The sequence below is a fragment of the Rodentibacter sp. JRC1 genome, assembly GCF_020521555.1.
Lineage (GTDB): Bacteria > Pseudomonadota > Gammaproteobacteria > Enterobacterales > Pasteurellaceae > Rodentibacter > Rodentibacter abscessus.
This window is the reverse complement of the sequence record NZ_BPWA01000001.1, coordinates 991,051-1,003,103: the sequence shown is the minus strand read 5'-3', so window position 1 is coordinate 1,003,103 and position 12,053 is coordinate 991,051. Positions and strand designations below refer to the sequence as shown.

14 protein-coding genes are annotated in these 12,053 nt (G+C 41.4%); 3 read left to right on the top strand and 11 right to left on the bottom strand.

The features are described from left to right. Positions 1-45: 45 nt before the first annotated feature. From HEMROJRC1_RS04445 to HEMROJRC1_RS04400, 10 genes are all read right to left on the bottom strand, one after another. The gene (locus HEMROJRC1_RS04445) at positions 46-843 is read right to left on the bottom strand and encodes a 4Fe-4S cluster-binding domain-containing protein (RefSeq protein WP_226691809.1); all 798 of its coding nucleotides are present in this window, start codon (positions 841-843) and stop codon (positions 46-48) included. A 121-nt stretch (positions 844-964) separates the two neighbouring features. After that, positions 965-1,597: a pyridoxamine 5'-phosphate oxidase gene (pdxH, locus tag HEMROJRC1_RS04440; protein ID WP_226691808.1), complete on the bottom strand. Its 633-nt coding sequence runs from the start codon at positions 1,595-1,597 to the stop codon at positions 965-967. Positions 1,598-1,900: 303 nt separating this feature from the next. Then, the gene (locus HEMROJRC1_RS04435) at positions 1,901-3,544 is read right to left on the bottom strand and encodes an ABC transporter substrate-binding protein (protein WP_226691807.1); all 1,644 of its coding nucleotides are present in this window, start codon (positions 3,542-3,544) and stop codon (positions 1,901-1,903) included. A gap of 345 nt (positions 3,545-3,889) precedes the next feature. Then, positions 3,890-4,411, bottom strand: a complete 522-nt coding sequence (mobB, locus tag HEMROJRC1_RS04430) for a molybdopterin-guanine dinucleotide biosynthesis protein B (protein WP_226691806.1) — start codon at positions 4,409-4,411, stop codon at positions 3,890-3,892. Positions 4,412-4,486: 75 nt separating this feature from the next. Beyond that, complete coding sequence (locus tag HEMROJRC1_RS04425; RefSeq protein WP_226691805.1) at positions 4,487-4,921, bottom strand: SoxR reducing system RseC family protein; 435 nt, start codon at positions 4,919-4,921, stop codon at positions 4,487-4,489. Beyond that, positions 4,915-5,688, bottom strand: a complete 774-nt coding sequence (locus HEMROJRC1_RS04420) for a class I SAM-dependent methyltransferase (protein WP_226691804.1) — start codon at positions 5,686-5,688, stop codon at positions 4,915-4,917. The genes HEMROJRC1_RS04425 and HEMROJRC1_RS04420 overlap by 7 nt, the downstream gene beginning before the upstream one ends. Beyond that, positions 5,670-6,761 (bottom strand): tRNA (uridine(54)-C5)-methyltransferase TrmA, encoded by a 1,092-nt coding sequence (gene trmA, locus HEMROJRC1_RS04415; protein ID WP_226691803.1) that lies wholly within the window; start codon positions 6,759-6,761, stop codon positions 5,670-5,672. The genes HEMROJRC1_RS04420 and trmA overlap by 19 nt, the downstream gene beginning before the upstream one ends. A gap of 84 nt (positions 6,762-6,845) precedes the next feature. After that, on the bottom strand, positions 6,846-7,181 hold the full coding sequence (locus HEMROJRC1_RS04410) for a DUF413 domain-containing protein (RefSeq protein WP_226691802.1): 336 nt from the start codon (positions 7,179-7,181) through the stop codon (positions 6,846-6,848). 55 nt (positions 7,182-7,236) lie between these two features. Continuing rightward, positions 7,237-7,842 (bottom strand): DsbA family protein, encoded by a 606-nt coding sequence (locus tag HEMROJRC1_RS04405; RefSeq protein ID WP_226691801.1) that lies wholly within the window; start codon positions 7,840-7,842, stop codon positions 7,237-7,239. A 9-nt stretch (positions 7,843-7,851) separates the two neighbouring features. Then, entirely contained in the window at positions 7,852-8,118 is a 267-nt protein-coding gene (locus HEMROJRC1_RS04400; RefSeq protein ID WP_194811203.1) for a YihD family protein, read from the bottom strand. Positions 8,119-8,311: 193 nt separating this feature from the next. Between HEMROJRC1_RS04400 and mobA the strand changes: the two genes are divergently transcribed. The 3 genes from mobA to HEMROJRC1_RS04385 all read left to right on the top strand — a co-directional run bounded on the left by mobA (position 8,312) and on the right by HEMROJRC1_RS04385 (position 10,429). Then, positions 8,312-8,878: a molybdenum cofactor guanylyltransferase MobA gene (gene mobA / locus HEMROJRC1_RS04395; RefSeq protein WP_226691800.1), complete on the top strand. Its 567-nt coding sequence runs from the start codon at positions 8,312-8,314 to the stop codon at positions 8,876-8,878. A 44-nt stretch (positions 8,879-8,922) separates the two neighbouring features. Beyond that, the gene (locus HEMROJRC1_RS04390) at positions 8,923-9,504 is read left to right on the top strand and encodes a rhomboid family intramembrane serine protease (RefSeq protein ID WP_226691799.1); all 582 of its coding nucleotides are present in this window, start codon (positions 8,923-8,925) and stop codon (positions 9,502-9,504) included. A 169-nt stretch (positions 9,505-9,673) separates the two neighbouring features. After that, positions 9,674-10,429, top strand: coding sequence for a DeoR/GlpR family transcriptional regulator (locus tag HEMROJRC1_RS04385; protein ID WP_226691798.1), 756 nt, complete (start codon positions 9,674-9,676; stop codon positions 10,427-10,429). Positions 10,430-10,487: 58 nt separating this feature from the next. Here the strand turns inward: HEMROJRC1_RS04385 and glpK are convergent, their stop codons facing one another. Next, a complete protein-coding gene (gene glpK, locus HEMROJRC1_RS04380) occupies positions 10,488-11,999 on the bottom strand; it encodes a glycerol kinase GlpK (RefSeq protein ID WP_226691797.1) in 1,512 nt (503 codons plus the stop codon). Positions 12,000-12,053 lie beyond the last annotated feature (54 nt).

The window sequence follows — 12,053 nt, the reverse complement described above, 5'->3', positions numbered from 1 at the left end:
TTTCTAAATTGTGTGAACTTTTTCCAAAAAATGTAATGTAATCCTCTAATAAATTGTCAATATGTGATTGAGTCCACATTTTTTGGCGTAATCAGCCAGTTGATCCGTTTCTGCCTGAGTCGGTACAAAAGGTTTCAATCCTTCTTCATCACGCACACCTTTAGTGTGAACACGAATAATTTTTAGCAGAATCTGTGGGTGAGGTTTAAGTAACCGAGCGGTTTGCTCAATGAGTTTGAAAGCATCAAAAAAATTCTTTATAAAAACCAACCGCACTTCTTCCACCTTATTGAGGGAAAGTAGTTTTGAAAGGTTGGTTAAGTTGTGCGTAAGATTATCCGTTTTAATTCGCTGTTCCGTCGGAATTATTTGATGATAAACCATACCGCTACGATTTTGTCTGTCAAAACAAAGGGATTGTAAGCCTAAGCCTTCGCCTTTTAGATCGAACAGAAATTTATCGGTAACATTAATCAACGGGAGGATCTTTTCGAAATCAAAAAAACCACTGCTATCGAGATAGCAGGTTAAACCTTGCAAGCGTAATGCTTCAAAGAGAGGGAGAAGTTTTTTATAGTGAAGCGTAGGTTCTCCGCCTGAAATCGTTACGCCACGAATAAAAGGCGTGGCCTCCATTACTTGATCGTAAAGATAGCGAAGGCTCACTTGTTTCACCCCTTCGGCATAGCGTGGAATTGTTTCCGGATTATGGCAATACAGGCAATTAAGCTTACAACCCTGCAGAAAAATACTAGTACGATTGCCTTGTCCTTCCACATTCGAAAAAGGAATAAGGCGGTGCAGCGGTACATAAAGATGATCAAGTTTAGAAAGTGCGGTCATTTTTCTTATTTTTATAGTGAATTAAATTTAAATGGATACAAAGCCGCAAGCCGAACACAGTGCAGATAGCACGGTAAGGCGAAGCAATGATCGTCAATATTTTAAAATTTAATTTACTATATCAAGGTGAAAGGCGTTCACGAATCCAATCATTATTTTCCAAACGATAACGAATACGATCGTGTAAACGGCTTGGGCGGCCTTGCCAAAATTCAATGCAATCCGGCTCGACTAAATAACCTCCCCAGTGCTCGGGACGTGGTACGCTGATAGGGTGTTTGGCGGCAATCAGTGCGGCTTTCGCCAGTAAAGATTTATAGCCGGAAATAACCGCACTTTGTTCGCTTGCCCAAGCTCCGATACGACTGGTGTAAGGGCGGGTTGCAAAATATTCATCGGATTGTTCGGCAGGTATTTTTATTGCTTTGCCTTCAATGCGTACTTGGCGTTCTAATTCCGCCCAAAAGAAAGTGAGGGCGACATAAGGATTATGTTCAATATTTCGCCCTTTGTGGCTGTGATAATTCGTAAAAAATACAAAACCTTGTTTATTCACTTCTTTTAATAACACCATTCGGCTACTTGGTTTTCCATCTTGATTTACTGTCGCCAAGTTCATTGCAGTGGGCTCATTAACTTGACCTGTAATGGCTTCATTCATCCATAATTCAAATTGTGAAATAGGGTTTTCATTGCAATCATGTTGTGAGAGTGCCCGTTTACGGTATTCTTCTCGGATATTGTGAAGATCCATTTTTCCTCCTTAAAAATAGGGAAAAATCATGATTATGTAGCAGTTGCACAAATCATCGGTAAGGTGCTGTTAGGCGAAGACGTAACGCACCGATTTACAGGGGTGATAATCGAATTGTACGTTAAGATATGTAGGGTGGGCAACTGTTGCCCACCAAAATGTAGCGGTTGGAAACGGTGGGCAAAAATTTGCCCACCCTACACAAACCTTCAAAGGGGTTCGTCAATGAGACTTGTGATATATCATTTTTGATATTACCGATTTCATATCGATTATATGTATATACTACTTTGCAGAAATTTATTATTTTTCATCAACGCTCACACCATAAAAGGCATCATAACCGAATGGGCTTTGAACATAGCCTTTCACTCTCGGGCTAAGCGGTGCAAAGCCAACGGAGTGAGCCACCGGAATCCATGGAGCTTGCTCGTGAGCGATGACTTGCGCTTGTTTATAAAGTGTTGCGCGTTCTTCTTTGTCGGTTAAGCTTAATGCTTTTTCTAACAAAGCATCAAATTCCGGGTTTTTGAAACGGGCGAAATTTGAGTTCCCTGCATTAACACTTGCCAATAATGGTGATAGGAAATTATCAGGATCACCGTTATCTCCTGACCAACCGAAAATTCCTGCGGTCAATTCACCGGCTTTTGCTCGTTTTTGGTAATCTGCCCATTCGTAGGTAACGGGATTCGCTTTTACGCCCACTTTCGCCCAGTCTGCCATCACAAGCTCTGCCATGCGTTTTGGATTCGGATTAGATGCACGCACTATCGGTTGAATCCAAAAATCCGTTTCAAAGCCGTTCGGGTAACCTGCTTCCGCTAAAAGCTGTTTCGCTTTTTCCGGATCGTACGGGTAATCTTGAACTTCATCATTATAGCTCCAGATTGTTGGTGGTAATGGGTTTTTCGCTGCCGTTCCCGCGCCTTGGTAAACCGCTTCAATGATAGCTTTTTTATCTACCGCATAATTCAATGCTTGGCGTACTTTCACATTATCAAATGGGGCTTTTTCCGTATTAAATGCGATATATGCCACATTCAAACCCTTTTGCTCCAATAATTGGACTTTCGGATCGGTTTTCATTTTGGCGAGATCCGCCACGTTCGGGAACAGGATTAAATCACAAGAACCGGATTGTAGTTTGGCATAGCGTGTGGTGGCGTCAGGTACAATGCTAATCACTAAGCGATCGAGAGGAGTACGACCTTTCCAGTAATTTTCATTCGCCACATATTGCGCCGCTTGGTCGGTTTTATAATCTACAAAAATAAACGGACCTGTTCCCACCGGGCGATTGTCAATGGTTTCTGGCTTACCTGCTTTTAACATGGCATCGGCATATTCTGCGGAATAAATGGAAATAAAGTCCATACCAAGGCTTGCCAAGAAAGTGGCATCTTTTTTGGTTAAGGTAATACGGATGGTGTTGTCATCCACTTTTTCTACGGATTTCAATAAACTAGGGAATTTCATTGCCTTGAAGTACGGATAAGTCCCTTTTGAAACGTTGTGATACGGATGATTCGGATCTAGCTGACGTTGGAATGAGAACAACACATCATCTGCATTAAAATCACGGCTTGGTGTAAATTCTTTGGTGGTATGGAATTTCACCCCTTTGCGTAAATGGAAAGTATAAGTTAAACCGTCATCACTGATTTCCCAACTCTCTGCCAACGCAGGCTCAATATCGGTAGAACCTTTTTTAAATTCCACTAAACGGTTATATACCTGTTGTGAACTCGCATTGTAAGAAGTGCCTTCCATCACGAGTGCCGGGCTGAAACCTAACGGCGCTTTTGCCGTACAGTAAACGAAGGTTTTATTTGATTGCTTTGCATTATTGGTGGTTTGCGTGTTTTTATCGGCAGAACCGGATTGGTCGCAAGCGGCTAAAAATAATGATGCCGCGGCAAGGGTTAGGGTTGCTTTTAATTTCATTCTCGCTCCTTGAATTGCATAAGACAGGATTAATCCGATATTATGTAGCAGTTGCACAAAGAGAATTTTATCTCCAATAATTTCTTGGGGTAGGGTGTCGTTAGGCGAAGCCGTAACGCACCAACAACAAGATTTAATGATGAAGCGGTGCGTTACGGCTTCGCCTAACGGCACCCTACAATGTTTTGTGCAAGTACTACATAATAACCGATTAATCCTATCAGTGATAATGAATGTTGGATTAAGTTTACTCAACTAAAATGCCATTAAGATATAAGCAAATCCGCTTTTTCTTAAATAAAAAAATCGTCTTGATTATAACAAATTGATCTAAGATTTAATTCCCTATGAATAATTACCGTTGGTTTTTTGTCTGTACCAATGTTCAATAAAATCGGCAATCTGAGGAATGTGGTTAATATTTAACAAAGTGCGGTCGGTTTCAAGGGAATAATCGGCGGCTATAGCCAGAACGTTTTCATCAATGTTCGGTAATGATTTATTCATTTCTTGGCGATGTAAAAGTATTTTGGGAATCGGTTCTTGCTTAAAACCTTCCACTAATACCAAATCGGTTAATCGGTGATCAAACTGCTGCGCCAAGTACTCAAGTGATACGGATGTTGTGGTTTCTGTCATCATAGCCCAACGATTATCACAGGCTAAAATCACTTGTGCCGAACCGGCATCTTTCATTCTCCAACTGTCTTTGCCTTCTTTATCTATTTGTGTATTGTGGTGGCTGTGCTTTATCACCGAAACACGAATTCCCCGTGAAATAAGTTCGGGGATCAGTTTTTCTAATAATGTGGTTTTACCGCTACCGCTGTAACCGGTAATACCAAATAGAGGAATGGAAGTTTTCATCACAATGACCCTAAAAATAATAAAAGTCGTGTAGGGTAGGCAAAATGTTGCCCACCCTACCATAATACCGAACATTTAAGACAACACTCTCAACAAAACAGGTTGAAATTCCGTTTGTTGTCCTAACTTTCTCGTATAATTTTTAACCACGAAGAAAGAGAGCGCGGTAACAAGGAAAATTAATCCGGCACGAATGATTTCATTTTCACTGATGTAATCGGAAAGCAAAGTTGAGAAAAGTAAAGTGAACAGTGGAACGATATACATTAATAAAGCGGAAAACAGCACCGATTTTTCTTCCAAACCGATTTCCACTATTTGTCCTTCCCGTAACGGCATTAGCGTTTCTATATTGAAGATATGTTCGCCGCGTTTGCCATTGAGTTCGGAAAGACCGGATGTACCGCAACTATTTTTTGCCGCACATTGGCCGCAAGCACTTTGTGATTGGCATTTTACGCGCGCCATACCTTTTTCATAACCGATTACGACCGCACTTTCTTTTAACATCGAGCTTCTCCCATATAAATATCAAAACGGTGATTTTTTGTTTCGCGGCTAAAGTGCGGTTGTTTTTCACAGAGAAATTCTGCGTAGTCAGGGCGTTTCACTACAACCCGTTTTCTGGCTAATTGTTGTGCCGGAGCAAGTAATGCATTTGCATCTAGATCCGCACCGATCAAATGCTGGAATACACGCATTTCTTTTTTCACCAAAGCGGATTTTTGCCTATGTGGATACATCGGATCAAGATATACCACATCCGCACAATCCGTTTTAGGATTGAGTTCATTAATATGACGAACCTTCAACAAACGCAAATTCCGCTGTAACATTGTACCGATTTCTTCATCTTGATAGGCACGTTTCAAGCCGTCTTGTAATAATAAATGTACAATGGGGTGTCGTTCCACCAAACGAACTTGGCAACCGAGGCTTGCCAGTACGAATGCATCACGCCCAAGCCCTGCGGTGGCATCAATCACGGTGGGTAATTCATTGCCTTTAATGCCGACGGCTTTTGCCACCGCTTCCCCCCTGCCACCGCCGAATTTTCGACGATGAGCCATCGCTCCGCCGACAAAATCTACATATACCGCACCAAGTTTGGGTTCATCAAGTTTACGTAGTTCTAAACGTTCGTTAGTTTGCACTAAAGCAAGCGGGCTTTCGTGGTAATGTTCAATGCCAAGAGGAAGGCAAAGTGCGGTCAATTCCTGCAACGTTTTTTCCGTGGATTCAGAAATCAGTTGAATTTTTACTTGCGAACCAGCCATACGCCGCTTTCCATATGATCAGTGTAAGGGAATTGGTCAAATAACGCCGCTTTTTCAATGCGGTGGGTTTTAGAGAGTTCCGTTAAGTTATCGCACAATGTATGAGGATTGCAGGAAATATATAAAATACGCTCATAATTTTGCACCAATTTCACCGTGTCGGGATCAAGACCCGCACGTGGCGGATCGACAAAAATCGTGTTGCATTGGTAAGCACTTAAATCAATGCCTTTCAAACGATTAAATTCACGCACGCCGTTTATGGCTTGGGTAAACTCTTCCGCCGACATTCGGATAATTTGTAAATTTTCCACAGCATTTTCAGCAATGTTAAATTGCGCTGCCGCCACGGAAGGTTTGGCAATTTCAGTAGCTAAAACTTTGCGGAAATTTTGCGCCAATGCGATAGAAAAATTACCGTTGCCGCAGTAGAGTTCCAACAAATCGCCCGTACTATTTCGAGTGCAATTAATCGCCCATTCCAGCATTTTGCAGTTCACCACCGCATTCGGCTGGGTGAAACTGTTTTCTACTTGTCGATACACATAATTACGCCCCAAAACAGGTAAAATTTCATCGATATAATCCTGATCCAAACAAATTTTTTGCTTGCTTGCCCGCCCGATAATCTGCACTTCAAAGCCTTGTTCGATTAGCTGTGTTTTCAAGGTTTGTGCCGCTTTTTGCCATTCTTCCGAAAGGGATTTGTGATAGAGCAAACTAACAATGATTTTATTGCTTAATGTGCTGAGGTAATCGATTTGGAACAATCTCTTGTGTAGGATTTCCTGTTTTTTGAGCAGAGGGAGCAAGGCTTCCATCATTCGATTAATGAGTTGGCTTGCAATCGGAAACGTATCCACACGATAGCGTTGATGCGTAGTTTGATCGAACATAATGTGATAGAAATCGTCTTTATCATGCCAGATACGAAATTCCGCACGCATACGATAATGAGATGTCGGCGAATCGAAAACTTGAATTTCAGGCGCATTAAACGGTTGTAAAAGTGCGGTCAGTTTTTCCTGTTTTTTTTGAAGAAGTTCAGTGTATTGGGAAACGGGTAGTTGCATCTTGATTGTATTCTGTAAGGCGTGAATAATTTGGAATTACGTATTAAAACAAAAGGCAGACCTTTGCCTGCCTTGCTTATTTTCTTATTCGCCGGAATAATCTTCACCGCCGGAGGCTGCATCGCTCACATCACTTGATAAAGTATAGACGCGCTTGGTGGTATTGATTTTGGTGCGGTATTTATTCCATGTTTTTTCAAAGAAAGTTTCCGGTGTCCGCTCACCGCGACAGAACGCAACAAACTCTTTTTCCTCTTTTGTCGCAGGTTCACGTTCGCCTAAATCTAACGCTTTAAAGGCTTGACCGTATTGTTCAAGCACTTGCGATTCTTTAATGGTGTAATCACCGTGACGTGAAAATCCGCGCGGATAGTTTTTATCGTCAAAAAAACGACGGGTAACACTGAAACTTGCAGCCATGATCATCTCTCTTTTTTCATTTACTAAAAACGGCGGGCATTAAACCAATTTTTCATTATTTTTGCAATAAACCTTTTACGGTTTCCACATAATCTTTGACAAAATCATCATAATTCAATCCTTCCGGATTCACACGGAATTTACCGTTTACATAAAAATCCGGTACGCCGCGTACACCGAACTGATCCACTGCATTTACTTGTTTATTCACTAAGCCATTGACGGCGAAGCTGTTAATGCCACCGTCGAATTGTTCTGCACTAATGCCGTTATCTAGGAAAATCGCACGAATATCCTCCATAGAGGCTAAACGATCTTTTTGTGCCGCTTCAAATAATGGCGCTTTTACTTTACTTTCTGCCCCCAATGCCATGGCTAATGCCCAAGCACGGGTTAAATTTTCCGATTGACGACCTAAGAAATTCACATGATATTGTTTAAAGGCAACGTCTTTAGGTAAATTTTCTTTTACCTGTTGTGGAATTTTATATTCCATCTCAAAAGTATAGCAATGCGGACAATAGAAAGAGAAAAATTCGATTACTTCTTGTTGCGGGGAAGCTTGCTGACTGATTTGAACGTATTGTTTACCTTCTTTTAAATCTGTGGCGAACACATTGATGGAAATGAATGCACCTAATGCGAATAAAAATTTTTTCATTTGATCTCCTTATTTTATGATACCGCGCGCTTTTAAGATCGCCGTTTTAAAATCGTCTTCATAATCTTTTTTGATGCCCGGAATCGGTTCGTGTTTATCCGTACCGTCCATTTTTAACTGATAAATAATGACCTCATCGGTTAACTCGTTGAGCGGTTTGTTAAAACCCGATTCATCAGCGATTTTTTGCAAAATTTGCATTAGACTTAAGTCAGGCGACTTAGACCAATAAGGTTGTAAAAGTTCCAAAACTTCATTTAAACGCTTACATTTCATTGCTATTTCCTTTCCTATGTAGAAAAATAAGGCTAAATCATACTTGAAGTGAGCGGTATTATGATGTAGCCGTTGAACAAAACACGGTAGGGTGCGTTACGCAAAGCTAACGCACCCTACCATAACAAATATTGGATATAAAATCTCTTTGTGCGATTGGTACATAATACTGGAAATAAAAATGGAATAAAATATGGCGATCACAATAAGTGCGGTTATTTTAGCCGGAGGAAAAGCGCGTCGAATGGGGGGGCGTGACAAAGGTTTACAACTTTTGTATGAAAAACCTTTAATTTTGCATATGATTGAAAATTTACAATCGCAAATTCAAGAAATTTCGATCAATGCCAATCGCAATCACTCAGAATACGAGAAATTTGGTTTTCCCGTTTTTGCTGATGAATTACCGGATTTCCAAGGCCCGTTAAGCGGAATGCTGACAACTCTGGAAAAAGCAAACACCGATTTCGTATTGTTTACGCCTTGTGATAGCCCTTTCTTTCCGGGAAATCTCCTCGTAAAATTGAAAAGTGCGGTCGAAAATGACCGCACTTTGATTGCTTATGCGTGCAATGAAGAACGTGAACATCCGACTTTTTGTTTAATGTCCGCTTCATTAAAAGACAAACTCCGTGATTATCTTGCCTCTGGAGAACGCCGTTTATTACGCTTTATGCAAGAAAACGGCGGTGTCGCAGTGAAATTTGCCCCCAATGAGGGGACGTTTGTGAATTTTAATACGCTGAAAGATTTGCAATAAGTTGCACCGTTATCATTAAGAATTTGTTTAGAGAAGTTTATTTTATGCAGAATCTGAATTTATCCCGTTATCTCACGCCGTTACACCTCATCACTGCGATTTGTATTGTTGTATATATCCTGCAACAGCTGGGATTTGAAGAAGACATTATGGAAGCCTTCCATTATCCTATTTATCCCAACCAAGACGGAGAGTTATGGCGTTATATAACACATTCGTTAGTACATTTATCGAACATTCACATTATTGCAAACTTATCGTGGTTTTGGTTGTTTGGCGGTGTGATTGAACGCTATTTTGGCGGTTTTAAATTACTCTTATTGTTTTTTGTCTCTGCAGTGATTAGCGGAGTTGTGCAGAATTATTTTTCCGGCCCTGATTTTTTCGGTTTATCCGGTGTGGTGTATGCCGTGTTGAGTTATGTTTTCGTGATGGATAAGCTTAACGCCAATCTTTTTGATTTACCGAAAGGTTTTTTCACAATGTTATTAGTCGGCTTGGCATTTGGATTTATTAGCCCTTTGTTTGATATTTATATCGGTAATGCCGCTCATATCTCAGGCTTATTGGTGGGATTAATTTGGGGATTTGTCGATAGTAAAATTTATTTCAATCGGGTAGAGTAAGGTTTTAACGGTGCGTTACGGCTTCGCCTAACAGCACCTACATTGTTGTAACAACGCCATAATACCGGGTTTTAACTGTTCTTTTCTTGTCGGTTACAAACAATTAGATATGTAGATGCGTAGGGGGCGTTAGGCTTGCCGTAACGCACCAAATCTTAAGGAACAAAATATGAAACAATCTATTCGTCATCAAAAAATTATTGAGTTGGTGAGCCAATATGGTTATTTAAGTACGGACGATTTAGTTAGCCAACTTGAAGTAAGTCCTCAAACGATTCGCCGAGATTTAAATATTCTCGCCGAACTTGATTTAATCCGCCGTCACCATGGTGGTGCCGCTTCGCCTTCCTCAGTAGAAAATTCCGATTATGTCGATCGCAAACAATTCTTTTCTTCTCAAAAAAATCGTATTGCACAAGAAGTCGTAAAGCTCATTCCAAATGGTGCATCGTTATTTATCGACATAGGTACGACACCGGAAGCGGTGGCAAATGCGTTACTTAATCATGAATATTTACGCATTGTAACGAATAATCTCAATGCCGCCCATTTATTGCGTCAAAATAAAAGTTTTGATATCACTATGGCCGGCGGATCATTACGTATGGACGGCGGGATTATCGGCGAAGCCACCGTGAATTTTATTTCTCAGTTCCGCTTGGATTTTGGGATTTTAGGGATTAGTGCTATTGATCCCGATGGTTCTTTACTTGATTATGATTTCCATGAAGTACAAGTTAAACGTGCGATTATTGAAAGTTCGCGCCAAACCTTATTGGTTGCCGATCATTCAAAGTTTACGCGGCAAGCGATTGTGCGCTTGGGAGAACTAAAGGATGTGGAATATCTGTTTACGGATGATGTTCCTCCTTCAATTAACCAATATTTACAAAGCACAAAAACAAAATTAGTAGTGTGTAAATAAAAAGTGCAGTGAAAATTCACCGCACTTTTACTTATATTTAGGAATTAATAAGCCTTATTTATTCTTCCTCTTCCTTCGCCCACTCTAAGGAGCGTTTTACTGCTTTTTTCCAACCTTTGTAACGGCGTTCGCGTTTTTCGTTGTCATCATCCGGCGTAAAAGTGCGTTCTACACGTGCTTTATCGCGGAGTTCATCCAAATCTTTCCAAAATCCGGTTGCGAGACCCGCAAGATAAGCAGCTCCCAGTGCGGTCACTTCTTTCACGACAGGACGTTCCACATTCACATCTAAAATATCCGCTTGGAACTGCATTAAGAAGTTGTTGTTTGTTGCCCCGCCATCTACACGAAGATATTGTAAGCGTTCACCAGAGTCCGATTGCATTGCCTCTAATACGTCGCGGGTTTGATAGGCAATGGATTCAAGAGTCGCACGTACGATATGGTTACGATTAGCTCCGCGAGATAAACCGAAGATTGCACCACGAGCGTAAGGATCCCAATATGGCGCACCTAAGCCGGTGAAAGCAGGAACAACGTACACGCCATTGCTATCAGGTACTTTTTGGGCGAAGTATTCGGAGTCGAAACTATCGTGAACGATTTTGAGCTCATCACGCAGCCATTGAATGGAAGCTCCGGCGATAAATACTGAGCCTTCTAAGGCGTATTCAGGCTCGCCTTTGGCGTTACAGGCAATAGTGGTGAGTAAGCCGTTTTTTGAAGTAATGGCTTTATCACCGGTATGAAGTAACATAAAGCAGCCCGTACCGTAAGTGTTTTTCGCTTGCCCTGCATGTACACATAAATGACCGTAAAGTGCTGCTTGTTGGTCGCCTGCGATACCCGCAACAGGAATTCGCACACCACCTTTACCACCGATGTTGGTTTGTCCGTAAATTTCGGAAGAATTACGAACTTCCGGCAACATTGAACGTGGAATATTCAAGATTTCAAGCATCTTGTCGTCCCATTGTTTCGTGTGAATGTTGAATAACATTGTGCGTGAAGCATTGGTGTAATCGGTAACATGCACACGGCCCTGAGTTAATTTCCACACAAGCCAAGTATCCACCGTACCGAATAAGAGTTCGCCGCGCTCCGCTTTTTCACGCGCACCTTCTACGTTATCTAAAATCCATTTCACTTTTGTGCCGGAGAAATACGGATCCACCACAAGCCCTGTGGTGTGGCGAATGTAATCTTCATAACCATCGGCTTTGAGCTTATCTGTGATATTAGCGGTACGGCGACATTGCCAAACAATCGCGTTGTAAACCGGTGTACCGGTGGCTTTTTCCCAAACAATCGTTGTTTCGCGTTGGTTGGTGATCCCGATTGCTGCAATCTCATCTGATGTAATGCCGGCTTTTGCCACCACTTCATTTAATGTAGAACTTTGAGTCGCCCAAATTTCCATCGGATTATGCTCCACCCAGCCTGCTTGAGGGTAAATTTGGGTAAATTCGCGTTGAGCGATTTCGACCACATTTGCGTTATGATCGAGTAATACTGCTCTTGAACTGGTTGTGCCTTGGTCTAAAGCAATGATGTATTTTTTGCCGGTCATAGAAACACTCCTTCCTTAGCGGTACGCTTTTTAGTTGTAAACGAATATTTTGAA